Below are 24,035 nucleotides of genomic sequence, written 5' to 3'. Positions count from 1 at the left end.
TTAATTTAAACCAAACTTTAGGTTAAGATGCTTGATGGGAGGAGTTTAAAGATACAAAAAAAACTAAAATGAGAAGCCAAAAACTCCGGTAATCCCAAATTTTCTCGCATCAGGGTTTTGAAGATAATTGCCCCGGAAATTGAAATCGAGACGGAAGATTTTAAAAATGTTCCCCACTCCTACACTGTATTCATAGTAGATATCGCCGGGAGCCTGATAAGCAACTCCTGAGGCATTCAAGGCGATATTCTCATCCGATATTGCGCCATACACCGCTCTGAAACCAATTACTTCCCGTAAATTTAATTTTCGCAATAATGGAATTCGGGAAAAGAATCGTCCGCCAAAATCGTGCTGTAGGTGCAGTGAAGTGTAGGTATCACTCACAAATTCGTAGTAATCCAACTGAGTGAACGAATTGTAAATGCTGAAATACGTTTGATTTCCGGGTATAGGATTCAGTAAACTTAATGGAACCTCACCAAAGGTTTTTCCCACCTCAACGGTAGAATACAAACGACCTAAGCCTCCTATATTCCATGGCTGTGTGTACAGTGCCTGAATTTTTTGGTATTCAAAATCGCCACTCATAATTTCCTTTAAACCATAAGTATAGCCCAAATAAAACGATGCGTAATTTCCATCGTTTATAACGGTTCGTTCCACACCATAGCCCGAGGTTTTCTTCTTGGGTGTGTAGTTAAAGGCCAGCTCGATTTCGGGTTGTGAGATTTCACTTCTCACCTCGCCGGTAAATTCACCATTTTCCTTTACATTGTAATCGATACTAAAGGTTTCGGTAGCCGATCGCAACGTACGATAGGACCCCGTAAGTCGTACCATAAAGTTTTTGGCCGGCTCCATAGAAAATCCTGCTGTGGTTAAATTTATTCGTGTGAGACGATCGTTTGCGCCTACCGAAATTAAAGACGAAGATGCCAAACTTCTTCCCAAAACGTCATTGCTGTTGGTTAAACTGGCTCCGGTTTGTTCTACGTCCTTTCTGTTACCCCCGAATATTGTGAGCCTGGTTTTTCGGTCCAGCAACCATTTTGCTGAAATACCGTATTTAAACTGCTGATCCTTGAACCCATAAGCGCCAAAACCTTCCAGTCGCCACGGATCATTCTGACTGAAGTAGGTACGTCCACCCAAACGAATTCGCATCCCTTCGGCTTCATTAAATCCGAATATCGAAAAGATAGGCCCTACATCAACATTATTGATTTCATAATAACCGCTCACCAAAGTTGCGCCCAAATTGTATAAAGCTTTAAAACGTGGAACAGTTTTTAGCGTATCCAGCATTTTATACACTCCCTTTTCATCTTTACTTAGCTGCTCCATTCGGTTTTGCTCCCAAAACTCATCCGGTCGATTGTATATTTCGTACTGATACGGGTCTACCTGTTCACTGTAGAATTTTTTATCCTTCGGAATATCGAAAGTATATTTATCATAAAGAGTAGTGCGTTTTCCATACATTCCCCTTGCCTTTTCCTTTTTCCGAAAACTGAAATCGCTTAAAAAATAATCACGGGTGATAAGAAATATTGAATCGTTTAGTACGTCGAACTCTTGCTCGATATACACTTCACGAACCCAGTTTAGGTTGGCACTTTTGGATGCCTGAAGATTAATTTCCTTAATTGCCCAGGTAGTATCATTTACCCAAAAATCACCTTTAAAGGTCAGTTCGTTCTTCCGTCTCGGATAATAAACAATGTTATAACACCATTTGTTATCGCGGTAGGCACTGTCCAGTAAAACATAGTTATATACATCTATTCCGGTGCGTGATAACGGACTGGTAAAGGCTTTGTCGAAAAATTTCAGGTAATTGTCGTAGACGTCGTATTCGCTGTACAAATCTTTCACAAAGGCGATAAGCGTTTGGTTATTATCGAATCCAGAATTTTTATTCCCTTCGAGTACTTCTCTTTCTTCCGAAATTATATTATCACCATATACTTTGGAATAGGCTTCATTTATAAAGATTGGCAGATAGGTATTTCCGGTAATATTGGAAGTGTCTATTTGATCGAAGACAAATTCCATTCCTTTAAAAATCTTACTTTTTATAAGTCCGGAATCTATGGTATTCAAATCAAATTCAAGTTTTTCGTATTTATCGTATTGGTATTGTTTGAATTTTTTCACACCATTCTCTCTCCGATTTTCCCAGATTTTCCGAAGAATATCGATGGCAGGATTATTTTTTTTGTCCTGTTTTCCACTTATAAGAACAACTTCATTTAGTGACGACGCTTCCTCTTCCATGACCACCACCATGTTATAATTAATTCGTTGCATAAGTGCTACCTCGGTATTGGCATACCCAATAAACGAAAAAACAACTTCGGTATAGGTATCATCGCTTTCCAGATAAAACCTCCCATCTTCGTTGGAAATAGTCCCCTCGTTCGAATCTTTAAAGATAACATTGGCAAATGCCACAGGTTCGCCCGTAGAGTCGCGAATAACTCCACTAATCTTGGTCTGTGCCCCCAGAATAGAAGTAAAAAGTAAAAAGAAAAGGAGACAATGCTTCATAAGCCGGATAAGCGTCTATAGATGTGGGTAAGTTTTTATTACAATATACTACATTGAGCACTATGCAATGTAAAGTACTTTTTTAACGGCTTTAATTACATCCTTACTGTTGGGAAGCCATTCTTCCAATAAAACAGGTGAATAGGGAGCAGGTGTGTCTGCAGTATTAATTTTAATAATAGGAGCATCCAGATAATCGAACGCCTGACTTTGCACCTGATACGTAATTTCGGTGGCGACATTACCAAACGGCCATGCTTCCTCTAAAATCACCAACCGATTTGTTTTTTTAACCGATTCGAGGATGGTATTGTGATCCATTGGACGAACGGTTCGCAAATCGATAATTTCACATTCGATACCTTCTTCTGCCAATACTTCAGCAGCTTTGTAAGCTTCTTTTATTATTTTTCCGAAGGAAACAATGGTCACATCCTTTCCTTTGCGTTTAATTTCAGCAACTCCCAAAGGGATAAGATATTCTCCCTCGGGAACTTCTCCCTTATCTCCATACATCTGTTCACTCTCCATAAAAATTACAGGATCATCATCTCTAATGGCACTTTTCAACAATCCTTTGGCATCGGCCGGATTACTGGGCACAACCACTTTTAAACCCGGACAATTGGCAAACCAGCTTTCGAAGGCTTGTGAATGCGTGGCAGCAAGCTGACCTGCTGAAGCTGTTGGACCTCTGAAAACAATTGGAATATTAATTTGTCCGCCACTCATTTGCCGCATTTTTGCCGCATTATTGATAATCTGATCAATCCCAACCAATGAAAAATTGAAGGTCATGTATTCTACGATGGGTCTGTTGCCATTCATGGCTGAACCGATGGCAATTCCTGAAAAACCAAGTTCGGAAATAGGGGTGTCAATTACGCGTTTGGCTCCAAATTCATCCAGCATGCCTTTACTTGCCTTATAAGCTCCGTTGTATTCGGCCACTTCTTCACCCATCAAGTATATACTCTCGTCACGGCGCATTTCTTCGCTCATGGCTTCACAAATGGCTTCACGGAATTGTAATGTCTTCATAATTTATTGAATTTATACGGCTGAAAAAATTCAGAAAGACAAAAATAAGACTATTTATCATTTTGCGGCAATTAAATAAACAATTCAAGTTAAATAGAACGTATTTTATATAAAGGTGCTTCGATGAATGATGATTCTTTTATACTATAATACTTTTAAAAAGTAAAAGCAATTTTCATAATTTTCCTATGCATGCATAGGAAAATTATGAAATATATATGTATCTTCGTAGCCCGAAAATATTTCAATTCAAAATAACAACTTACAATGAAAATATTAGTGTGTATAAGTCATGTACCGGACACTACTTCAAAAATTAATTTTACTGAAGGCGATACGAAGTTTGATACCAACGGAGTGCAATTTGTGATTAATCCGAATGACGAATTCGGACTCACCCGTGCCATGTGGTTTAAAGAAAAACAAGGTGCTATAGTGCATGTTGCCAACGTTGGAGGACTCGAAACAGAGCCAACTTTACGTAAAGCATTGGCCATTGGTGCCGATGAAGCCATTCGAGTGAATACCCCGGCCACCGATGGATATTCGGTAGCCAAACAATTAGCGCATGTGGCAAAAGAAGGTGCTTACGACCTAATTATCGGCGGCCGTGAGTCAATCGACTACAACGGAGGAATGGTTCCCGGAATGATCGCCAAATTAATTGGTGCCAATTTTGTGAATACCTGTATCAATCTGGAAGTTGATGGCAATAATGCAACGGCCATTCGCGAAATCGACGGCGGGAAAGAAACACTTTCAACCTCATTGCCGCTGGTTGTAGGTGGACAAAAAGGATTGGTTGAAGAAAGTGATCTTCGCATCCCAAACATGCGCGGTATTATGCAGGCACGTTCCAAACCCTTAACGGTAAAAGATCCCGTGGATACAAATTCCGAAACACAAACAGTTTCTTTCCAAAAGCCGGCTCCCAAAGGTGCTGTAAAACTGGTCGATACTGTGGACGAATTAATAGATCTGTTACATAACGAAGCCAAGGTTATCTAGCGATAACAAATCATAAAAACAAAATCACAAATTTCAATTCTTTTCTTTGGAATTTGGAATTTAAAAAATTTATAATTTCAAAAAAATATGTCAGTAGTAGTATATACAGAATCTGAAGAAGGAAAATTTAAAAAAGTAGCATTTGAAGCGGTATCCTACGCAAAAGGAATCGCCGATACAATGGGAACTTCGGTAACTGCCGTGACGGTTAATGGTGGAAATGCATCCGAACTTGGCACCTATGGGGCAGCAAAAGTATTGGAAGTTTCCAATGATAAATTGCAAAACTTTAACGCCGAAGCCTATGCCGACGTGATTGCTCAAGCCGCCAAAAAGGAAGGAGCTTCCGTAGTTATTTTAACTTCAAGTGTGAACAGCAAATTTATGGCGCCTCTGGTAGCGGTAAATCTGGAAGCCGGTTATGTTCCCAATGTAACCGAATTGCCCTCAAGCACTTCTCCTTTTAGAGTAAAACACAGTGTCTTTACTAATAAGGCTTTTTCTATCACTGAAATCAATACGGCTGTAAAAATAATAGGCCTGGCAAAAAACGCTTACGGATTAAAGGAAAACTCTGCTGCAGGAACTGCCGAAGCATTTGCTCCTAATTTGGATGCTCACGACTTCGATATGAAAATTGTATCTGTAGACAAAGCAACCGACAAAGTTACCATCGCCGATGCAGAAATAGTAGTTTCGGGAGGTCGCGGATTAAAAGGCCCTGAAAACTGGGCAATGATCGAAGAATTAGCCAAAACCTTAGGTGCTGCGACTGCTTGTTCGAAACCTGTAAGTGATATGGGCTGGAGACCGCATAGTGAACACGTTGGGCAAACCGGGAAGCCGGTAGCTTCCAATTTGTACATCGCTATCGGAATTTCAGGAGCGATTCAGCATTTGGCAGGAATTAATTCTTCAAAAGTAAAAGTGGTAATTAACAACGATCCCGAAGCTCCTTTCTTTAAAGCTGCCGATTACGGAATGGTTGGGGATGCCTTTGAAGTGGTTCCGCAACTCAACGAAAAATTAAAAGAGTTTAAAGCTCAAAACGCATAATTTTTTAGTATTTTGTGCCTTGAAAAAAGGGCTGTTTAAGGAAGGAAACGTCCCTATTTAAACAGCTCTTTTTAGTTTTATCCTATGAGTTTAGTACGTCTTAATATAAAGGGAATTTCATACAGTCAAACTCAAAACGGGGCCTATGCCTTAATTCTAAGTGAGGTAGATGGTGATCGAAAACTTCCTATTGTTATTGGTGCTTTTGAAGCCCAATCCATTGCCATTGCCTTGGAAAAGGAAATAAAACCTCCAAGACCCCTTACCCACGATCTATTTAAGAATTTTTCCGATCGTTTCGATATTGTGGTCAAGCAGGTGATTATTCACAAATTGGTGGATGGTGTCTTTTATTCGAGTATTATTTGTGAACGAGATAAAATTGAAGAGATCATCGATGCCCGAACCAGTGACGCCATTGCACTTGCGCTGAGATTTAAAGCACCCATTTTTACCTATAAGAACATTCTCGATAAGGCAGGTATCTTTTTGAAAACCACCCCAAAAAAGAAAAAGGAGGAAGTTTCCCAGGATGAAGAAGCTGTAATTGAAGAATTGATCATGGGCGAAGATCGGGAATCTGTTAAGATCACGGGTGAAGATTATTCAAAATTTACTTCAAAAGAACTACACCAAATGTTGGATGAGGCCGTTACAAATGAAGACTACGAAAAGGCCGCCAGGATCCGGGATGAAATTTCTAAAAGGGAAAAATAACCAATGCGAAACCTTCTACTCCTTGCAGTTTTACTATTTGTATCCATTGTAACTTTTGGACAATCTGTTGAAAAAAACTGGGAGTTTTCGGCAGTAGAAACTCAAAAAGGCGAACTGCTCTTTCCTATTAATGAGGCTACCGATTTTCTGAAATTGGAAAATGGGGCTTTCAAATTTCATCTGGAGGCAAACAACAACCTGAAAGCATCCGGAGATTATATTTTTCAAAATAATTTATTGGTTTTCTTTTACAATCAGCCTTCAGACACCATAAGACGATATCGTGTTTCACAGCTAACCGATTCTACCTTGGTTTTTTCTGAAAATAATGTTTCGTATAAATTCAGGGTTTCAGAAACAGATAGCGCCACAACACTTACCTCCTCTCCAGATGAAGAAAAGTTTGATTCACAAATAATTCCTTCTGAAGGATTCTCCTTCGGAAGTCTTTGGCGGGGTATTTTGGGCATGATCTCACTTATTGTAATTGCCTGGCTCTTCAGCTCCAACAAAAAAGCAATCAATTGGAAAACTGTTGGAATCGGACTCGCATTTCAGTTGGTGATTGCCATTGGAGTATTGAAAGTGCCTTTTGTGAAAGGTATTTTTGAAGCAATTGGAAAAGTATTTATAAGCGTCCTCGATTTTACCCGAGCCGGGAGCCAGTTTTTGTTTGAAGGACTGGTAGTAGATATGGACACTTTCGGATTTATTTTTGCCTTTCAGGTCCTACCAACCATTATCTTCTTTTCAGCGCTTACTTCAGTACTCTTTTACACCGGCATTATTCAACGTGTAGTGAAAGCCATGGGTTGGTTATTGACAAAATTATTAAAGATATCGGGTGCAGAAAGCCTAAGTGTTGCCGGAAACATATTTTTAGGACAAACTGAAGCTCCTCTTTTAATAAAGGCGTATCTCGAAAAGATGAACAAGTCTGAAATGCTTTTGGTGATGATTGGAGGAATGGCAACGGTAGCAGGAGCCGTTTTAGCAGCCTATATTGGCTTTTTGGGAGGTGATGACCCTGTGTTACGATTGGTTTTTGCAAAGCATTTACTGGCAGCATCGGTCATGGCAGCTCCGGGTGCCATCGTGATATCTAAAATTCTGTATCCGCAAACTGAAGCAATTAATACCGACGTACAGGTTTCCACCGAAAAAATCGGATCGAATATACTAGATGCCATTGCCAATGGAACTACCGAAGGATTAAAACTGGCCGTGAATGTCGGAGCCATGTTGTTGGTTTTTGTAGCCTTGATTGCAATGGTAAATGGTATTCTGGGTGGGGCAGCAAGTTTTAATGGTTTTGCCATTGAATCGATGGGAATCGATTGGCATTTTACCTCTTTAAACCAATTTATAGCTAAAAATACGGCTTACGACGGACTCTCGCTGGAATTTCTATTAGGATATCTCTTTGCACCACTTATGTGGTTAACAGGTGTCGCCAAGGACGATATGATGCTTATGGGTCAGTTGTTAGGAATTAAATTGGTAGCTAGCGAATTTGTAGGCTATATCCAATTGGCTGACTTAAAAAATGCTGCAAACGGAATTCATTTGAAATACGAAAAGTCTATTATTATGGCGACTTATATGTTATGTGGCTTTGCAAATTTCGCTTCTATAGGAATTCAAATTGGAGGAATTGGATCTTTAGCTCCCGGACAACGAAAGACCTTGTCTAAATTTGGTATGAAAGCCTTAATTGGCGGAACCATTGCTTCCTTGATCTCTGCAACTATCGCCGGAATGATTATTGGTTAATAACTTATAATAAAAGTCCGCTTTTTAAGTTTTAATCACGCGACACGTTTTTTATTTTTATCGCTCACTATTTACCTCTTATGCAACAATACCACGACCTCTTAAAACATGTACTTACACACGGAAATGCTAAGGAAGACCGTACCGGAACAGGAACCAAAAGTGTCTTTGGTTACCAGATGCGCTTCGATTTAAGCGAAGGTTTCCCAATGGTTACCACAAAAAAATTGCACTTAAAATCGATTGTGTACGAACTGTTGTGGTTTTTAAACGGAGATACCAATATAAAATACCTTCAGGACAATGGCGTTAGAATTTGGAACGAATGGGCCGATGAAAACGGAGATCTGGGGCCTGTTTACGGACATCAGTGGCGAAACTGGAACAGTGAAGAAATCGATCAGATTTCAGAAATAATTCAAACATTAAAACACAATCCCGATAGCCGAAGAATGCTGGTAAGCGCATGGAACCCCAGTGTCCTTCCCGATACCTCTAAACCTTTTTCAGAAAATGTGGCAAATGGAAAGGCCGCTCTCCCACCGTGTCATGCCTTTTTTCAGTTTTATGTGGCCAACGGAAAATTATCTTGTCAATTGTATCAGCGAAGCGCCGATATTTTTCTGGGAGTCCCTTTTAACATTGCATCCTATGCCCTATTTACTATGATGATGGCACAGGTTTGCGGTTACCAGCCGGGGGATTTTGTACATACCTTTGGTGATGCTCATATTTACAGCAATCACATGGAACAAGTTGAGTTACAATTATCACGGGAACCCCGCCCATTGCCAAAAATGTTGCTCAATCCAAATGTAAAAGATATATTTGGCTTCAAATTTGATGACTTTACATTGGAAGATTACAATCCGCATCCTCATATTAAAGGCGCGGTTGCAATTTAATTTTCCGGCAAATAACAAATCTAAGCCTACTTTATGAAAAAAACGTTTCTTATCCTCAGTATTCTATTCTCCACTGTTTTAGTTGCTCAGGAAGACTGGGGTGATGTTCAAAAAAACATAGTTACCTTAAAAGAAATTGCACCTGTTTGGCCGGGTTGTGAAACAGGTAGTGCAACAGCACGCCAAAATTGTTTCAATCAAAAATTATCACAACACATTTCAAAAAATTTTAAATATCCTGCCGAAGAATACAAAAACAATGTTCAAGGAAAAGTAATTGTTGATTTTGTGATCAATGAAAAAGGTCTTGTGGAAGTAAATAGTGTTAGCGGGGGTACAGCCGCTCTACAGGCGGAAGCCAAACGCAATATTCTAGCCATTCCCAAAATGGCAAAACCCGGAATGATGGGTGGAAAACCAAGAGCCATTAAATACACGGTTCCCTTTACTTTTAAAACGGGTAAATAACCGTTATGAAATTCCTTCCTTTTTAATGTAGAAGGACCGGTAGTAACCAAAAAAGAAAAAAAGCCCGACTCAAAAGAGAAAAAAATTCGAAGAACAACTAACAGGGTTTAACATTCTCTAAACATCTTTACATTTTAGTTTTAATATCTTTAAGGAACAGGTATAAAATCCGACTCCTTATCTATGATAGCAACTAAAAATTTGGTGACCTTTTTTCTGGAAACCCGTGAACATACCGAAAACATTTGCAAACCTCTGGAAATTGAAGACTATGTGGTGCAACCCATTGTTGATGTTTCTCCTCCTAAATGGCATTTGGGTCATACTACCTGGTTTTTTGAGGAATTTATTCTGAAACCGTACAAACCAAATTACAAACTATTTCATAATGACTTTGCCTTTGTCTTTAACAGCTATTATGAGAACGTCGGAAAAAGAGTAGTTCGTACCGATCGCGGAAATATGTCTCGTCCCGGCGTTGCGATGGTCTACGATTACCGGCACTACGTTACAAGAGAGTTAACAGATTTTCTCAACGAAACGACGATTCCTGAAGTACAGGAAATCCTGCTTATAGGGATTCATCATGAAAAACAACATCAGGAACTGTTACTTACCGATATCAAATATATTCTTGGGCACAATCCCTTGCTCCCGGTTTATCATAAATCTTTTTCTGAAAACCTTATTGAAACTCAAAGACAGGAATGGATTGCTATGTCTGAAGGAATTTATACCATAGGCCATAACGATTCCCACGCCTTTTGTTATGATAATGAGTTGGGGAAACATTCGGTTTTTATTCACGATTTTGAAATATCCAATCGCTTAATCACCAATCGAGAATACCTGGCGTTTGTGGAAGCCGGAGGCTACAAAGATCACAACCTATGGCATGCCGAAGGCTGGGACTGGAATCAAAAAGAAAATATAAAACAGCCAATGTATTGGCATCTTATTGAAGGAGAATGGTATCAATTTACTCTTGCCGGACCTCAGAAAATTGTAATGGATGCTCCTGTAGCTCATATTTCCTATTTTGAAGCTTTCGCCTTTGCGCAATGGATGGAATGCAGACTCCCAACCGAATTTGAATGGGAGGTAGCTCAGGATAATTTTACCTGGGGTAGCAGATGGGAATGGACCGAAAGTGCATATCTTCCTTATCCCGGCTATCAAAAAGTTCCGGGAGCACTGGGAGAATACAACGGCAAGTTTATGGTAAATCAAAAAGTGTTACGAGGAGCATCGGTAGCGACTCCTGATGCACATTCTAGACCTACTTACCGCAATTTTTTTCAAACCAATTTACGCTGGCAATTTACAGGAATACGTTTGGCGAAATAATTACAGGGAAAAGCATATGACACTAGCAACAGCAATACAACTCGACACCGCATTTAAAAAAGATGTCTATAAAGGATTAACAAGTAGGCCTAAATTTCTGTATTCAAAATACATTTATGACAAGGCCGGAGATAAGCTGTTTCAGGATATTATGGCGATGCCCGAATACTATCTCACCAATTGTGAATTTGAAATTTTATCTGCCCACGTAGCCCAGATAGCAACCCTTTTCGGAAAAAGTTCGGAAGGGTTTGATCTTATCGAATTGGGTGCCGGAGATGGAAAAAAGACAAAGATATTGCTGAAATATCTCTCCAATAAAGACACTCATTTTGTTTATAAACCTATTGATATTAGCGTGAATGCAATTGACGGACTGTCATTGACATTATCGAAAGAACTTCCAAACATTGATGTTGAAGGAGAAACAGGGGAGTATTTTGAAGTATTGGAGCGGCTTCAAAATTACCATTCGCGTAAAAAGGTTATTATGCTTCTCGGTTCCAACATTGGAAATTTACTTCACGAGCGTGCCATCAACTTTTTAACCAGCTTACAGGAAGTCATGAGCCGGGAGGATTTGCTCTTTGTAGGTTTCGACAAAAAGAAGAATCCGCAGACCATTTTGGACGCTTATAATGACCCCACGGGAGTTACAGCTGCTTTTAATAAGAATTTGTTAGTGCGTATCAATAAGGAGCTTGGCGGAAATTTTGACAGTTCTAAATTTAAGCATTGGGAGACTTATAATCCCGAAACCGGTACGGCAAAAAGTTATTTGGTTGCTACCGAAGCTCAAAAAGTGTTGATAAAAGATATCGATCTGGAAGTTCATTTTGAGAAATGGGAAACGATACACACCGAAATTTCTCAAAAATACGATGAGCAAACCGTTGAATGGTTAGCCAATAAAAGTGGTTTGGAAATCGTCACATCTTTTTCGGACGAAAAGGCTTATTACACCAATTATGTTTTTCAGAAAAAAAACCTGTAAATTGTCGCTCATTAAATTAGGCATATGAACTATTTGGTCATACTGATATGTGTTTTAGGGTTTATGGGATGTGAAAATCCTGTGGTGGTGAGGCAACAAATTCCTCCGCCCAATAACTGGGCTGAAAGAGCTGCCGTAACTACAATTCATGACAGTCTTTTGGAAAAAGGAAGTACCTATCTCCCTGTTTATTCCGAAATCTATCAGCGAAATCAAAATTTCACCTTCGATCTCACGGCGACCGTTAGTATTCGAAATATAAGTCTGAAGGACACAGTATATCTGTCGAAAGCAGATTACTACAATACACATGGCGAACTTATTAGATCTTATTTTGACAAACCTGTATTTGTTAAGCCCATGGAAACCATCGAAATTGTCGTGAATGAGGACGATAAAGCAGGTGGAACCGGCGCAAATTTTGTTTTCGATTGGGCTGTAAAAAAGAACAGTCTCATTCCCTTTTTTGAAGCCGTAATGATTTCTACTACGGGGCAACAGGGATTGTCATTTACTACACAGGGCATTCGAAAAAAATAGTATTTCAGGATAGTATTTTGCAAAGCGTTTCAAGATCCGCTTCTGTGTTGTAAAAGTGAAAACTCACTCGAATTCCTTTATCCCTTTCGGAACAAATAATTTTTTGTTCTTTTAATTTCTGAAACAGCGCGGAATCCCCTTTAATATTAAAAATATTTGAGTGTTTGCTTCGTTTTACAACAGCATCTTCCAAGAGTCCCAGTTCGGTAAATCGCAGTTTCGCCTTTTTTGAGAGTGTCGCAATTTTTTCCGAAACATCCTCCATCCCAATCGCCTCCAAGTTTAAAATAGCCTGTTCCAGACTTCCATAATTTAAGGTATCCTGATGCCCCGGTTCAAAATGTTTCATAAATGGAATTTCATCCCGATTACCAAAAACTGCATCAGCTGAATTAAATCCGATGGTGGACGGATGTATCTTTGACTGTGCTTCGGTTTTAATCATAAAAACTCCGTTTCCGTAGCCTGCCAACAACCATTTGTAGCAACTGGCGCCCAACACATCTATGGGGCTTTCAGAAAAATTAAAAACTTCGGTTCCTAAATATTGGGTGCCATCTGCAACAAGCAGCAAATTTGGGTGATATGCCTTCAATTGCTTCAGAAAATCGAAATCCAATTTAATTCCGTTTAAGTATTGTACGATGCTAAACGCAAACACATCGGGTTGATGTTCGGCGACAGCCTGAAGAATATTATTTTCAAGATTTTCGTCAATGTCGGTATAACATAGCTGGAATCCTCTTTGTTCGAAAGGCCAATTAATGGAAGGATAATCCTTATTTAATAATAATACCTTATTACTTTTCGGCAAGCCTTCCAACAGCGTATTCAAACCAAATGAATAGTTGGGAAGCAAGGCAATTTCATTTTCGGCAGCACCAAAAAACCTTCCGGCGGTTCGGCGAATACTTTTTATGTGTTCCTTGTGTAAATCTCTAAAAACACTTGCATCTTTATGTAATGCAATGTCATGCGATTGACGCCAGGAAACTAACGATTTGGAAATTAAACCACTGGAGGCGGTATTGAGGTAGATATACTTAGATAAAACGGGGAATTCTTTTCTTAAATCTTCCATAAGACACAAGAGTAAACAACTAAAATTAGGTATTTTTACAAGAGTGCTAAAAGTAACAAACTATGTTTTCAAAAACTAAAAAAACCGAAAGAATTGACCCAGAACAGCGAGAACAATACGAATATGCGCGTGCAAGAATCAAACAGAAAAAAAGATTGATGCAGCATTTTATTGTATTTCTGGTAGGCTCGGTATTGCTTATCATTATTAATCCTGTTTTGGGCGTAGGAAAGGAATTTTTTATTCAAAACTGGTTTGTCTGGGCCATTTTAATTTGGGTCTTTCTATTCTTGATTCATGTTTTCAATGTGTTTATCACAAACAAATTCATGGGAAAAGAATGGGAAACCAGACAATTGGAGAAGTTAAAAGCACAACAATCAGCTCGAATAACCGAATTAAAAAAGCAAGCAGTGCAAGAAGTGACTGTTGCCGAAGTGAAAGCCGCTCGTCCGGATGAATTTCCTGATACAGATTCCTTAAAAAAAAACAATCCATCAAACCCAACAGCAGAGAACGAACTATGATTACAATGATAGCGGCGGCGGGCGAAAATAACGAATTGGGCAAAGACAACGATTTGGTTTGGCATTTACCCGATGACTTTAAACGCTTTAAGCAACTTACAACGGGGCATTACATTATTATGGGGCGCAAAACCTTCGAATCCTTCCCCAAACCCTTGCCCAACCGAACACACTTAGTGATTACCCGCGATGAAAATTACAGCGCGCAAGGTGCGGTGGTAGTTCATAGTCTGGATGAAGCATTGATTAAAGCTAGTAGTGATGAAAATCCTTTTATAATTGGTGGTGGTGAAATTTATAAAATAGGGATGGACGTGGCCGATAAAATAGAACTCACTCGTGTACATGCTACTTTTACCGTGGACACCTATTTTCCTGAAATTGACCCCGACATCTGGGAGCTGGTTTCTGAAATTCCTCACGGTAAAGACGAGCGTCACAAGTTTGCATTTACCTATCAAACCTGGATTCGTAAATAGTACTTGTGAATAAGCTACTTCAAGAAATAGCATCCCAAAATCATTTACAGCTTTCAGAAACTGTTCGCCTGAGCGGCGGTGACATTAACGATGTTTTTTTACTGAAATGTCCTTCTGAAAGTTATGTAGTAAAATTAAATTGTGCCTCAAAATTTCCCGACTTGTTCGAAGCCGAAGCCAAAGGACTACAACTTCTGACTTCGACCAACAGTTTTAAAATTCCCTCAGTTATTGCTGAAGGTAGCTTCGAAAACAGCTCGTATTTGTTGATGGAATATATTCCTTCAGGAAAAGCATCGGCACATTTTTGGACCATTTTTGCCGAAAAATTAGCCGCATTGCATGGCAATACGCAACAATATTTCGGACTTGATCACAACAATTATATTGGAAACTTACCACAGACTAATAAATTGAAGGAATCGCCTTCCGAATTCTATATTACACAGCGACTGGAACCGCAATTAAGGCTGGCGGAAACCAAAGGCTATTCCTTTTCCAATATGGACGCTTTTTTCAAAAACAGCACAATATTAGTCCCTAACGAGCCTCCTTCCTTAATTCATGGAGATTTATGGAATGGAAACTATATGATAGATGAAACCGGAGCTCCGGTTTTGATAGACCCTGCTGCTGCCTTTGCACCACGAGAAATGGATTTGGCGATGATGCAACTTTTTGGCGGATTTTCGGACGAGGTTTATTTCAAATATCACGAGATTTTTCCCTTGTATGAAGGATTTAAAGAACGTACTTCACTTTGGCAGTTGTATTACCTCCTGGTTCATCTTAATTTATTTGGCAGTAGTTATTTCTCGCAAGTGAAAGCTATAATTAAAAAGTATTCCTAGAAATAATTCTATTTTTGTACAACTAAACTACACACCATGAAAGCATATATATTTCCCGGACAAGGCGCTCAATTTACAGGAATGGGTCTTGATCTTTATGAAGCATCCTCCAAGGCGAAGGATCTATTTACTCAGGCAAATGAAATACTTGGTTTTGATATTACCAAAATTATGTTCGAAGGAACTACGGACCAGCTAAAAGAAACCAAGGTAACCCAGCCTGCCATTTTTTTACACTCGACCATATTAGCCGAGGTGATGGGAGATACATTTCAGCCCGATATGGTGGCAGGGCACTCGTTGGGTGAAATTTCTGCTTTGGTGGCAAACCGTACCCTTGCTTTTAGCGACGGCTTGCAGCTGGTTTACAAGCGTGCTTTGGCAATGCAAAAGGCATGTGAGTTAACTCCGTCTACCATGGCAGCAGTCTTAGGATTGGACGATCATATTGTTGAGGCAATTTGTGCAAATATTCCGGGAATTGTAGTAGCGGCAAATTATAATTGTCCAGGACAATTGGTAATAAGTGGTGACATCGATGCCGTTAATGCGGCATGTGAAGCCTTAAAAGAAGCAGGGGCTCGCAGAGCCTTATTACTTCCGGTTGGAGGTGCGTTTCACAGTCCGTTAATGGAGCCTGCGCGCGAGGAATTGGCAGCAGCGATAGAAGCCACGCAATTTACGGCTCCGGCCTGCCCTATTTATCAGAATGTAAGCACCTTTGCGGTAACCGACCCAAAAGAAATACAAAAGAACCTCGTCTTTCAATTAACCGCGCCAGTAAAGTGGACACAAAGTGTGCAAAATATGATTAAAGATGGTGGAACACGTTTTATTGAAGTAGGTCCGGGTAATGTATTACAGGGCTTGGTAAAGAAAATTAACCCGGAAGTCGAAACCGAAAAGGCTTCGTTTTAAGCACTTAACACACACTCATCACAATCTTTCATCTTACCGTAATAGGTTTCACGATACGCATGGATTGTTTTGAATGGTATGGACAAAAAAGCTTTCTGAATGTATACAACATTTGCTGTTAGCATTCCCATTTTTTCGGTAAAGCGTTTTTCTTTTTTTGTTGTTCTCTTTATTGTTATCAACTTCATAACTCCGTTTTTCATTTGCGGCAAAAGAACAACGAATACTAGCGAGCAGCAACAATAGGCCGTTAAACCTTCGTTAAAGCGTAGTTAATTCTTATAAATGACGCCTTCTTTCATTACAAAGACAACATTTTCCATGGTTTTGATATCCTGGGTGGGATCTGCATCCACCGCAACAATATCGGCTAGAAATCCAACAGCAAGCTGTCCGAGTTCATTTTCCATGTCCAATAATTTTGCATTGGTAAGGGTTGCAGATTGTAAGGTAAACATAGGTGTCATCCCCGATTCGACCATATACCCAAATTCCTTGGCATTCTCCCCGTGAGGAAATACTCCGGCATCTGTCCCAAAAGCGATATTCACCCCTTCTTTATTGACCATAGCAAAGGTTTCCCGCAGCTTGGCGTCGATTTCCAATATCTTCGGAATGATAATATCGGGGTAATAGCCGGGTACTTTTGCCTTTGCGGCCACATACCTTCCGGCAGACATGGTAGGCACCAAATACGTTCCGTATTGTTTCATTAGTAAAGCTGTTTCCCTGTCCATCAACGAACCGTGTTCTATGGTCAAGACTCCGGCCTTGATGGCGCGTTTCATGCCTTCAATTCCATGTGCGTGGGCTGCAACACTCATCCCGTATTCTTTTGCAGTTTTTACAATTTCATTAACCTCTTCCTGTGTAAACTGAGGGTTTTGTCCATTCTTACTTACACTTAATACACCTCCTGTAGCAGTTATTTTAATCCAATCGGCGCCATTTTTATAGCGTTGTCTTACTGCCTTACGGGCATCATCCATACTATTAATTACGCCCTCCTTAGGTCCGGGATCTCCCATTAAATTAGCACGATATCCATTGGTAGGGTCGGCGTGCCCCCCGGTGGTTCCTATTGCTTTTTCGGCGGCAAAAACACGAGGTCCGGGGATTTTCCCTTTCGCAATCGCATTGCGAAGAGCCACATTTACGCCACTACCACCCATATCACGAACGGTTGTAAAACCTGCCAACAATGTTCTGTTTGCGATTTCGGCCGCATTGTAAGCCACATCGGCTTCATTTAGTGTAAAGGTTTCCAGGTATCTGGTGGGGCTTGTTTCTCCTTCAATGTGAACGTGCATATCGATGAGTCCCGGTAAAACTGTTTTGGTTTTTAAATCTATTACTTTGTCACCCTCTTTCGGTGTAGTGAATCCGTCTTCAAGTCGGATTATCTTTTTGCCTGAAACCACAATGGTCTTATTCGTAAGTATTTTGCCGTTTTTTGTATCGACTATCTTTCCGCAATGCAATAAAGTCTCTTGTGCATTGCTTCCGAAGCATACTAACAGACCTAAAATAATAAGTAGTTTTTTCATGATTCTATGTTTCTTATTTTTTTTTCCCACTTCCAGGACGAGGACAAAGCATCTTCCATCGATTTTTCGGCTTTCCAGCCTAAAACGTCATTCGCTTTTTGAGTATCTGCATATACCGAAACCACATCACCGGGACGTCTGCCCACAAATTTATAATTCAATTTTTGTTTTGTCACTTTTTCAAAAGCATGAACTACTTCCATCACCGAGCTTCCTCTGCCGGTTCCTACATTGAAAATTTCCAAATTGGATTCATTTTTGCCGGAAAGTAGGCGTTGCAAGGCGATCACGTGTGCTTTTGCCAGATCCACCACATGAATATAATCGCGAACACAGCTGCCATCGGGGGTGGGATAATCGTTGCCGAAAACCGATAGTTCTTTGCGAATTCCGGCCGCAGTCTGTGTAATAAAAGGCACTAAATTCTGTGGTACTCCAAGCGGAAGTTCTCCTATTTCGGCGGAATGATGTGCGCCTATCGGATTGAAATATCGAAGGGCGATAGCATTCATTTCGGGATGCACAGCACACAAATCGGCTATAATTTCTTCACTGATTTGTTTTGTATTTCCATAAGGAGACATTGCTGCTTTTATCGGGGCATTTTCTGTTATTGGAAGCGAATCTGGCTCTCCATATACCGTACATGAGGAGCTAAAGATAAAATTAGGAATGCTATGCGCCTTGCACTCCTGAAGGAGATAAATAAGGGTATTTACATTATTTTCGTAGTACAACAACGGGTTTTCAACACTTTCACCAACAGCCTTGCTTGCCGCAAAATGTATAATTCCCGAAATGTCCTTATTCCGAAGGAAAAAATCTTCAACTTGTGCCTTTTCTCTTAAGTCTAACCTTTCGAAAGTGGGAGGTTTTTTTGTGATATTGGTGATTCCTTCCAGGACATTAATTGTAGAATTTGAAAGATTATCTATTATAATTACTTCAAATTCCTTCTGAAGTAATTCGACCGCGGTATGCGATCCTATATATCCTAATCCTCCTGTAACCAGTATTTTTTTCATTATTTGGTAACAAAATTTATAACAGTACTTGTAATAAAATCTATTTGTTCATCATCCAGTTCGGTGTGCATGGGCAATGAAACAACCTCTTTAACCAATTGATTGGTTACCTTAAAATTCTCTTCTTTATAGCGTTCATCCAAATAGGCCTTTTGCAGATGCAATGGTATTGGATAATAGACTCCGCATGGAATCTCGTTTTCGTTTAAATGCTTCACCAAAGCATCCCGATCTGTGTTTAAAATACGAAGGGTATATTGATGAAAAACATGGCAATCACATGACGCACAGCCAAAATCTTCTGTGCTACAAAAGCAAGAAGGTGAGATGATGTTTTCAACGCCTGCAAATGCTTCGCTATACTTCTTTGCTGCTTTTCTACGAGCTGCATTATAAGTGTCTAAATGCGGTAACTTTGCTCTTAACACAGCCGCCTGAATGGAATCCAGTCTGGAATTCACTCCCACAACATCGTGATGATATCGAATGTACATTCCGTGATTTACAATTCCTCGAATAATATGCGCCAAATCATCATCATTGGTAAAAATAGCACCGCCATCACCATAACAACCCAGGTTTTTTGAAGGGAAAAAAGAAGTGGAAGCCACATGACCTATCGCTCCTGCTTTCTGTTTTGTTCCGTTTTTACTTGTATAGGTAGCACCTATGGCCTGCGCATTGTCTTCGATTACATACAAGTGATGCTCCGCGGCAATTTCCATAATAGCATCCATATTAGCCACAAGACCAAACAAGTGTACAGGGACTATCGCTCTGGTTTTTGGGGTAATTGCTCTTTTTATTGCTTCAATATCGATATTAAAATTAACCGGATCTACATCTACCAGGACCGGGGTAAGTCCTAACAAGGCGATTACCTCAACAGTTGCCGCAAAGGTGAAATCGGCCGTTATTACCTCATCTCCGGGTTTTAGGCCTAAGCCCATCATGGCAATTTGCAAAGCATCGGTGCCGTTGGCGCAAGGAATCACGTGTTTTACACCCAGATATTCCTCTAATTCTTTTTGAAACGAATGTACTTCGGGGCCATTGATAAAGGCAGTAGATTCGATTACTTCGATTACCGAAGAATTCACTCTGTCTTTAATGTGTTCATACTGACCTTTTAGGTCAACCATCTGAATTTTTTTCATATATACTACTGAAGAAAAGTTAGTACTAACTTGCCGTAAAACTACGAAAATTGAAAACGGCAAGCAATGTAATTAATCAAAGAAGCGTATTTTAGCACTTCAGAATTCATCCATGCGAATTTTATACAATTTTTTAACCCATATAACATACTTCCATCTACGGATTGCGCAACATTTCAGCAAAAAACTGAAACTTTTTGTACAGGGCAGAAAAGGCGTATTTGAAATACTTAAAAATTCGATTCAACCCAATGATAAAACAATCTGGTTTCATTGCGCCTCTTTGGGGGAATTTGAACAAGGTGTTCCCATTATTCAGGCAGTGAAGAAAGAATTTCCAGAGCATAAAATTGTAGTTACTTTTTTTTCCCCTTCAGGATATGAGATTAAGAAAAACACGCCACTGGCCCATGTGGTTGTGTATTTACCGATGGATACTAAGGCTAATTCCAGGAAGTTTGTGAAAATGGTGCACCCTTCACTGGCTCTGTTTGTAAAATATGAGTTCTGGCCCAATTATTTATTAGAATTGAAGGCTAACAACATCCCTACATTGCTTATTTCGGGTGTATTCCGAAAAGATCAACTCTTTTTTAAAGCGCATGGAGGTTTTATGCGAAAGGCACTACATACATTCAATCATATATTTGTACAGAATGCTACTTCTGAAGCTTTGCTACAAGACTTAAACATCACCAATGTCACGGTGAGTGGCGATACCAGGTTCGACCGAGTTTCTCATCAAATTGAACAGGACAATACGCTGGCTTTTGTGGCCGACTTTAAACAAGACTCAATTTGCATCGTATGCGGAAGTACCTGGCCCGAAGATGAAGTTGTCTTGTTGGAATACATAAACAATGCTCCGGAAATGGTAAAGTTTATAATTGCTCCCCACAAAATCGAGCCTTTGAAAATAGAAGCATTCAGGAAAAAAATTGACAAAAAAAGCGTTTTGTATTCAGAAAAGGAGGGTCAAAACCTATCGTCCAATAGCGTTTTGCTAATCGACACGATAGGCCTTCTTACCAAAATTTACAGTTATGCAGACATTGCTTATGTTGGCGGTGCGATGGGGAATACCGGCTTACACAATATTTTGGAACCGGCCACCTTTGGGGTTCCGATTGTAATTGGAAAACATTACGAAAATTTTCCTGAGGCTGAAAGACTACAACAACTTGCAGGATTGTTCTCCATTGAAAATGCTTCAGAATGTACTGCTATACTCATTAAACTTGTGGAAGATTCGGCGTTCCGAAGTAAAACCGGGATGATATGTGAGCATTTTGTAAATAAAAATACCGGTGCTACCCGTAAAACCATGGAATATATTCAGAAACTACATACAGGCGGACTTATTTAGGCACCGACAATAGGTATTTCATAAAAACTTTAATAAAACTTTACCATTGTCCAAATGTTAAAATAGTTAGATTTGGACAATAAATTAACACAAACCTAATAATATGAGAAAATTATTTGCCATATCAGTTCTATTATTTGCAATTTTCATAACAGTTTCTTGTAGAGAAACCAAAACCGAAACCAAGGAAGTGGTCCGTGAAGTGAAGGTAGAAGTAAAAGAAGAAGATCCCGGAATACTGGAAAGAGCAGCAAAAGAAGTAGACAAGGAGATAAACGAGGAAATTGATGAAGAAATCGATAAAATTGGTAACGACGATTAATCAAAAAAAAAAGTCCTATGAAGAAGCTAATTTTAAGTTTGTTTGTACTAGCAATATTTGCAACCACGTTTATTTCTTGTAGAGAAACCGAGAAAAAAGCAGATGATGTTGAAGATGTGATGGATGACGATGCTTCAGATCCGGTTGAAAATACTATTCAGGAAGGTGTAGATGAAGTTCAAGAAAACACCGGCCTTGGCGGAGAGGACGACGCTTAATATAAAATAATACATAACCATTAAAACTTATAACAATGAAAAAAATAGCATTAATTACCCTGACAGCATTATTTATTGGCGCTTCATTTACTTCCTGTAGAGAGCAAAAATCTGAAAAAGAAACCCTTATTGAGGAAATGCAGGAAGATGGAGCCGACATTAAAGTGAAAACAGATGGCGACGAAACCAAAATAAAGATGGAAACCGACGATAAAAGCGTGAAAATAAAAGAAGAGGACGGCGAATCCAAAATGAAAGTAAAAACTGATAATGACGATAACTAATAAATCGTAATTAGTTTAACCATAGAAAACGACTCCTAACCGAGTCGTTTTTTTATGCCTTTAAATTACTAATTTGTCCTTTTAACTCCTCCATGGATTGCTGTAGTTGTCGCAATAAACTGCTATCGTTAGGCTCGTCAATTCCAAAACTCAATTTGCTGTTAACCAACCACAATTCTTGAATATCTCTTACTTCAACATCGATTGGCAAGTATTCCTCATTAAGTGAAATAAGACGCACCTTATCCAGGCTATTTCTTACTTTTTGTAGCTTTTTTACAAGCACCGAATCTTTTAAAACTACAATATATATTTTGCTGTCATTGGCCTCAGTGATACTTGGAACTGCTTTTCCTAACACCCACTCATTGGGACGTATGTTGGGCAACATACTATCTCCTTCTACTTGAAACCCTCTATAAGTGGCATTGCGATACTGAGGTAATGGGATGTTAAATGCCGGAAGCTTTTCATACCAACTTACATCCTGAATATTTTGCGGATACCCTGCAGCAGCTTTCTGATTCACCAATAAAATGGTTTCATTCTCTTCTTTATCAACTGTAATAACTTTCGGACTAACATCACCACCGAGTAAGTTTACATGTTTGGTAAAACTTTCACCAAACAACCAAAGCGGGTTGATTTGAAACAGGCGGAGTAGATCCATTACTACTTTCCCTGTTATTTTAGTCTTTCCGCGTTCTATATCGGCTGTGGTACTGCCAATGTCCAGTAATTCGGCAAAGGATTGCTGTGTATGGTGTAACTCTTCACGAATCTTTTTAAAGCGACTGGCTTCAATTGGGATTACTTTTTCCATACTCAAATATATTCAATTTTGGAATATATCCAATTAAATATTGGACTTATTCCTATTTCAGCTTTTAGAAAATTGGAATAATCGTATTCATTTTTAAAAATTTTGACAAAAAAGTATATCTATAAAAAAAATAACTACTTTTATTGTCTATTAATCACTAATCTAAATCAACAATGAAAAAACTATTTTTATCTTTTGCAGCCTTAAGCTTAGTATTCTCTATTTATTCTTGTAGAGAAACCGAAAAAAAAGCGGACGATGTTGCCGACGACATGGAAGAAGTAATGGATGACGCAGCAGACGACGTAGAAGATGCGATGAACGATGCGGGTGACGCTATTGAAAATGCGGCAGAAGAAACAGGTGATGCTGTTAACGAAGCTGCGAATGACGTAGAAGATGCAATCAAAAATGATGACCAATAGAAGTTGGTCTCTTTGAAAAATAAAAAACCCGGCCTTGCCGGGTTTTTTATTTTATGACTCTTTAATTTGAAAGTAGTCGCCAACCTTTATTGATATATCAGTATTTTTAAGATTACTTCCAATAAACAAACCCGATGCAAAAGACAGCAAAAGTACTTCTTCAAAAATTAAAGACAATAGAACGAAATCGTGTTTATCTTTATATAGTGGTCTATTTACTATGGGGCATCCTTATGAATGCCTTTGGGCATTATACAGAAATTGCAAAATTTACCTATTGGTGGCAAATAATTCCAACCTATATACTCTATATGGTTCCAATATCAATACTTCTACGCGGATATGACTTTTTTACACAATATGCCTATGGGTTGGTCGCAATGGCCTTATTGGAATTTGGGGGATACACCATGGGAACTTCCTATATTTATCCAAATAATTTTTTAGACAAGACATTTGGACCACATGTGTTTGCACTTGCTATGGCACTCTTCTTCGCCCTTTATTTTCCTTTGGGAAATATGCTTGTAAATAAATTATACAAACTGCTATTTGCTAAAAACAAAAAATAGTACATTAGCGAAATTTCTTACTTATATCAACTGCAATC

At 39.2% G+C, this 24,035-nt stretch carries 27 protein-coding genes; 19 read left to right on the top strand and 8 right to left on the bottom strand.

Going from position 1 to position 24,035, the window contains the following annotated elements:
* Positions 1-63: 63 nt before the first annotated feature.
* Positions 64-2,553 (bottom strand): DUF5686 and carboxypeptidase-like regulatory domain-containing protein, encoded by a 2,490-nt coding sequence (locus ATE92_RS07350; protein WP_100803081.1) that lies wholly within the window; start codon positions 2,551-2,553, stop codon positions 64-66.
* A 60-nt stretch (positions 2,554-2,613) separates the two neighbouring features.
* On the bottom strand, positions 2,614-3,594 hold the full coding sequence (locus tag ATE92_RS07345; protein WP_100803080.1) for a pyruvate dehydrogenase complex E1 component subunit beta: 981 nt from the start codon (positions 3,592-3,594) through the stop codon (positions 2,614-2,616).
* 267 nt (positions 3,595-3,861) lie between these two features.
* On the opposite strand from ATE92_RS07345, the gene ATE92_RS07340 reads away from it, so the two are divergent.
* The 9 genes from ATE92_RS07340 (at position 3,862) to ATE92_RS07300 (ending at position 12,402) form a co-directional block, all read left to right on the top strand.
* Entirely contained in the window at positions 3,862-4,602 is a 741-nt protein-coding gene (locus ATE92_RS07340; protein WP_100803079.1) for an electron transfer flavoprotein subunit beta/FixA family protein, read from the top strand.
* Positions 4,603-4,689: 87 nt separating this feature from the next.
* Positions 4,690-5,658 carry an electron transfer flavoprotein subunit alpha/FixB family protein gene (locus ATE92_RS07335; RefSeq protein WP_100803078.1) on the top strand — a complete coding sequence of 323 codons (969 nt, stop codon included), beginning with the start codon at positions 4,690-4,692 and terminating at the stop codon, positions 5,656-5,658.
* Between the two features lie 84 nt (positions 5,659-5,742).
* The gene (locus ATE92_RS07330; protein WP_100803077.1) at positions 5,743-6,375 is read left to right on the top strand and encodes a bifunctional nuclease family protein; all 633 of its coding nucleotides are present in this window, start codon (positions 5,743-5,745) and stop codon (positions 6,373-6,375) included.
* Between the two features lie 3 nt (positions 6,376-6,378).
* Complete coding sequence (locus tag ATE92_RS07325; RefSeq protein WP_100803076.1) at positions 6,379-8,148, top strand: NupC/NupG family nucleoside CNT transporter; 1,770 nt, start codon at positions 6,379-6,381, stop codon at positions 8,146-8,148.
* Between the two features lie 80 nt (positions 8,149-8,228).
* Positions 8,229-9,053 carry a thymidylate synthase gene (locus ATE92_RS07320; protein WP_100803075.1) on the top strand — a complete coding sequence of 275 codons (825 nt, stop codon included), beginning with the start codon at positions 8,229-8,231 and terminating at the stop codon, positions 9,051-9,053.
* Between the two features lie 33 nt (positions 9,054-9,086).
* Positions 9,087-9,521 (top strand): energy transducer TonB, encoded by a 435-nt coding sequence (locus ATE92_RS07315; RefSeq protein WP_100803074.1) that lies wholly within the window; start codon positions 9,087-9,089, stop codon positions 9,519-9,521.
* Between the two features lie 183 nt (positions 9,522-9,704).
* A complete protein-coding gene (gene egtB, locus ATE92_RS07310; RefSeq protein WP_100803073.1) occupies positions 9,705-10,868 on the top strand; it encodes an ergothioneine biosynthesis protein EgtB in 1,164 nt (387 codons plus the stop codon).
* Positions 10,869-10,884: 16 nt separating this feature from the next.
* Positions 10,885-11,862 (top strand): L-histidine N(alpha)-methyltransferase, encoded by a 978-nt coding sequence (locus tag ATE92_RS07305; RefSeq protein ID WP_100803072.1) that lies wholly within the window; start codon positions 10,885-10,887, stop codon positions 11,860-11,862.
* A gap of 24 nt (positions 11,863-11,886) precedes the next feature.
* Complete coding sequence (locus ATE92_RS07300; protein ID WP_232729131.1) at positions 11,887-12,402, top strand: DUF3124 domain-containing protein; 516 nt, start codon at positions 11,887-11,889, stop codon at positions 12,400-12,402.
* A gap of 4 nt (positions 12,403-12,406) precedes the next feature.
* Here ATE92_RS07300 and ATE92_RS07295 read toward each other — a convergent pair whose 3' ends face one another.
* The gene (locus ATE92_RS07295; RefSeq protein WP_100803070.1) at positions 12,407-13,483 is read right to left on the bottom strand and encodes an aminotransferase class V-fold PLP-dependent enzyme; all 1,077 of its coding nucleotides are present in this window, start codon (positions 13,481-13,483) and stop codon (positions 12,407-12,409) included.
* A 62-nt stretch (positions 13,484-13,545) separates the two neighbouring features.
* Between ATE92_RS07295 and ATE92_RS07290 the strand changes: the two genes are divergently transcribed.
* The 4 genes from ATE92_RS07290 to fabD are packed head-to-tail and all read left to right on the top strand — an operon-like array spanning position 13,546 to position 16,258.
* Entirely contained in the window at positions 13,546-14,010 is a 465-nt protein-coding gene (locus ATE92_RS07290) for a 2TM domain-containing protein (RefSeq protein WP_100803069.1), read from the top strand.
* Positions 14,007-14,489, top strand: a complete 483-nt coding sequence (locus ATE92_RS07285; protein ID WP_100803068.1) for a dihydrofolate reductase — start codon at positions 14,007-14,009, stop codon at positions 14,487-14,489. The genes ATE92_RS07290 and ATE92_RS07285 overlap by 4 nt, the downstream gene beginning before the upstream one ends.
* Positions 14,490-14,494: 5 nt before the next feature.
* Positions 14,495-15,340, top strand: a complete 846-nt coding sequence (locus ATE92_RS07280; protein ID WP_100803067.1) for a fructosamine kinase family protein — start codon at positions 14,495-14,497, stop codon at positions 15,338-15,340.
* Positions 15,341-15,376: 36 nt separating this feature from the next.
* Positions 15,377-16,258, top strand: coding sequence for an ACP S-malonyltransferase (fabD, locus tag ATE92_RS07275; RefSeq protein ID WP_100803066.1), 882 nt, complete (start codon positions 15,377-15,379; stop codon positions 16,256-16,258).
* Here the strand turns inward: fabD and ATE92_RS07270 are convergent.
* The 4 genes from ATE92_RS07270 to ATE92_RS07255 all read right to left on the bottom strand — a co-directional run bounded on the left by ATE92_RS07270 (position 16,255) and on the right by ATE92_RS07255 (position 19,987).
* On the bottom strand, positions 16,255-16,446 hold the full coding sequence (locus ATE92_RS07270) for a hypothetical protein (protein ID WP_100804391.1): 192 nt from the start codon (positions 16,444-16,446) through the stop codon (positions 16,255-16,257). The two genes, fabD and ATE92_RS07270, sit on opposite strands and share 4 nt — an antisense overlap.
* Before the next feature lie 84 nt (positions 16,447-16,530).
* The gene (locus ATE92_RS07265) at positions 16,531-17,805 is read right to left on the bottom strand and encodes an amidohydrolase family protein (protein ID WP_100804390.1); all 1,275 of its coding nucleotides are present in this window, start codon (positions 17,803-17,805) and stop codon (positions 16,531-16,533) included.
* Positions 17,802-18,830 carry a UDP-glucose 4-epimerase GalE gene (gene galE, locus ATE92_RS07260; protein WP_100803065.1) on the bottom strand — a complete coding sequence of 343 codons (1,029 nt, stop codon included), beginning with the start codon at positions 18,828-18,830 and terminating at the stop codon, positions 17,802-17,804. The genes ATE92_RS07265 and galE overlap by 4 nt, the downstream gene beginning before the upstream one ends.
* On the bottom strand, positions 18,830-19,987 hold the full coding sequence (locus ATE92_RS07255) for a DegT/DnrJ/EryC1/StrS aminotransferase family protein (RefSeq protein WP_100803064.1): 1,158 nt from the start codon (positions 19,985-19,987) through the stop codon (positions 18,830-18,832). The genes galE and ATE92_RS07255 overlap by 1 nt, the downstream gene beginning before the upstream one ends.
* Before the next feature lie 112 nt (positions 19,988-20,099).
* Between ATE92_RS07255 and ATE92_RS07250 the strand changes: the two genes are divergently transcribed.
* The 4 genes from ATE92_RS07250 to ATE92_RS07235 all read left to right on the top strand — a co-directional run bounded on the left by ATE92_RS07250 (position 20,100) and on the right by ATE92_RS07235 (position 22,177).
* On the top strand, positions 20,100-21,353 hold the full coding sequence (locus ATE92_RS07250; RefSeq protein WP_100803063.1) for a 3-deoxy-D-manno-octulosonic acid transferase: 1,254 nt from the start codon (positions 20,100-20,102) through the stop codon (positions 21,351-21,353).
* A 103-nt stretch (positions 21,354-21,456) separates the two neighbouring features.
* Positions 21,457-21,675 carry a hypothetical protein gene (locus ATE92_RS07245; protein WP_100803062.1) on the top strand — a complete coding sequence of 73 codons (219 nt, stop codon included), beginning with the start codon at positions 21,457-21,459 and terminating at the stop codon, positions 21,673-21,675.
* 17 nt (positions 21,676-21,692) lie between these two features.
* The gene (locus ATE92_RS07240) at positions 21,693-21,893 is read left to right on the top strand and encodes a hypothetical protein (RefSeq protein ID WP_100803061.1); all 201 of its coding nucleotides are present in this window, start codon (positions 21,693-21,695) and stop codon (positions 21,891-21,893) included.
* 35 nt (positions 21,894-21,928) lie between these two features.
* On the top strand, positions 21,929-22,177 hold the full coding sequence (locus tag ATE92_RS07235; RefSeq protein ID WP_100803060.1) for a hypothetical protein: 249 nt from the start codon (positions 21,929-21,931) through the stop codon (positions 22,175-22,177).
* A gap of 52 nt (positions 22,178-22,229) precedes the next feature.
* Here ATE92_RS07235 and ATE92_RS07230 read toward each other — a convergent pair whose 3' ends face one another.
* A complete protein-coding gene (locus tag ATE92_RS07230; RefSeq protein ID WP_100803059.1) occupies positions 22,230-23,000 on the bottom strand; it encodes a LexA family transcriptional regulator in 771 nt (256 codons plus the stop codon).
* A 173-nt stretch (positions 23,001-23,173) separates the two neighbouring features.
* On the opposite strand from ATE92_RS07230, the gene ATE92_RS07225 reads away from it, so the two are divergent.
* Positions 23,174-23,425, top strand: coding sequence for a hypothetical protein (locus ATE92_RS07225; RefSeq protein ID WP_100803058.1), 252 nt, complete (start codon positions 23,174-23,176; stop codon positions 23,423-23,425).
* A 134-nt stretch (positions 23,426-23,559) separates the two neighbouring features.
* On the top strand, positions 23,560-23,997 hold the full coding sequence (locus ATE92_RS07220) for a hypothetical protein (protein WP_100803057.1): 438 nt from the start codon (positions 23,560-23,562) through the stop codon (positions 23,995-23,997).
* Positions 23,998-24,035: the final 38 nt, after the last annotated feature.

It is taken from the genome of Ulvibacter sp. MAR_2010_11 (genome assembly GCF_002813135.1).
In the GTDB taxonomy this organism is placed as follows: Bacteria; Bacteroidota; Bacteroidia; order Flavobacteriales; family Flavobacteriaceae; genus Altibacter.
This window is presented reverse-complemented; position numbering and strand designations above follow the sequence as displayed.

Coding starts and splice junctions, on each gene's coding strand:
- ATE92_RS07235 (WP_100803060.1), top strand. CDS start 21,929: ATGAAAAAAATAGCATTAATTACCCTGACAGCATTATTTATTGGCGCT.
- fabD (WP_100803066.1), top strand. CDS start 15,377: ATGAAAGCATATATATTTCCCGGACAAGGCGCTCAATTTACAGGAATG.
- ATE92_RS07315 (WP_100803074.1), top strand. CDS start 9,087: ATGAAAAAAACGTTTCTTATCCTCAGTATTCTATTCTCCACTGTTTTA.
- ATE92_RS07340 (WP_100803079.1), top strand. CDS start 3,862: ATGAAAATATTAGTGTGTATAAGTCATGTACCGGACACTACTTCAAAA.
- galE (WP_100803065.1), bottom strand. CDS start 18,830: ATGAAAAAAATACTGGTTACAGGAGGATTAGGATATATAGGATCGCAT.
- ATE92_RS07265 (WP_100804390.1), bottom strand. CDS start 17,805: ATGAAAAAACTACTTATTATTTTAGGTCTGTTAGTATGCTTCGGAAGC.
- ATE92_RS07250 (WP_100803063.1), top strand. CDS start 20,100: ATGCGAATTTTATACAATTTTTTAACCCATATAACATACTTCCATCTA.
- ATE92_RS07325 (WP_100803076.1), top strand. CDS start 6,379: ATGCGAAACCTTCTACTCCTTGCAGTTTTACTATTTGTATCCATTGTA.
- ATE92_RS07245 (WP_100803062.1), top strand. CDS start 21,457: ATGAGAAAATTATTTGCCATATCAGTTCTATTATTTGCAATTTTCATA.
- ATE92_RS07320 (WP_100803075.1), top strand. CDS start 8,229: ATGCAACAATACCACGACCTCTTAAAACATGTACTTACACACGGAAAT.
- ATE92_RS07345 (WP_100803080.1), bottom strand. CDS start 3,594: ATGAAGACATTACAATTCCGTGAAGCCATTTGTGAAGCCATGAGCGAA.
- ATE92_RS07230 (WP_100803059.1), bottom strand. CDS start 23,000: ATGGAAAAAGTAATCCCAATTGAAGCCAGTCGCTTTAAAAAGATTCGT.
- ATE92_RS07300 (WP_232729131.1), top strand. CDS start 11,887: ATGAACTATTTGGTCATACTGATATGTGTTTTAGGGTTTATGGGATGT.
- ATE92_RS07255 (WP_100803064.1), bottom strand. CDS start 19,987: ATGAAAAAAATTCAGATGGTTGACCTAAAAGGTCAGTATGAACACATT.
- egtB (WP_100803073.1), top strand. CDS start 9,705: ATGATAGCAACTAAAAATTTGGTGACCTTTTTTCTGGAAACCCGTGAA.
- ATE92_RS07330 (WP_100803077.1), top strand. CDS start 5,743: ATGAGTTTAGTACGTCTTAATATAAAGGGAATTTCATACAGTCAAACT.
- ATE92_RS07225 (WP_100803058.1), top strand. CDS start 23,174: ATGAAAAAACTATTTTTATCTTTTGCAGCCTTAAGCTTAGTATTCTCT.
- ATE92_RS07220 (WP_100803057.1), top strand. CDS start 23,560: ATGCAAAAGACAGCAAAAGTACTTCTTCAAAAATTAAAGACAATAGAA.
- ATE92_RS07335 (WP_100803078.1), top strand. CDS start 4,690: ATGTCAGTAGTAGTATATACAGAATCTGAAGAAGGAAAATTTAAAAAA.
- ATE92_RS07270 (WP_100804391.1), bottom strand. CDS start 16,446: ATGAAGTTGATAACAATAAAGAGAACAACAAAAAAAGAAAAACGCTTT.
- ATE92_RS07350 (WP_100803081.1), bottom strand. CDS start 2,553: ATGAAGCATTGTCTCCTTTTCTTTTTACTTTTTACTTCTATTCTGGGG.
- ATE92_RS07240 (WP_100803061.1), top strand. CDS start 21,693: ATGAAGAAGCTAATTTTAAGTTTGTTTGTACTAGCAATATTTGCAACC.
- ATE92_RS07290 (WP_100803069.1), top strand. CDS start 13,546: ATGTTTTCAAAAACTAAAAAAACCGAAAGAATTGACCCAGAACAGCGA.
- ATE92_RS07305 (WP_100803072.1), top strand. CDS start 10,885: ATGACACTAGCAACAGCAATACAACTCGACACCGCATTTAAAAAAGAT.
- ATE92_RS07285 (WP_100803068.1), top strand. CDS start 14,007: ATGATTACAATGATAGCGGCGGCGGGCGAAAATAACGAATTGGGCAAA.
- ATE92_RS07295 (WP_100803070.1), bottom strand. CDS start 13,483: ATGGAAGATTTAAGAAAAGAATTCCCCGTTTTATCTAAGTATATCTAC.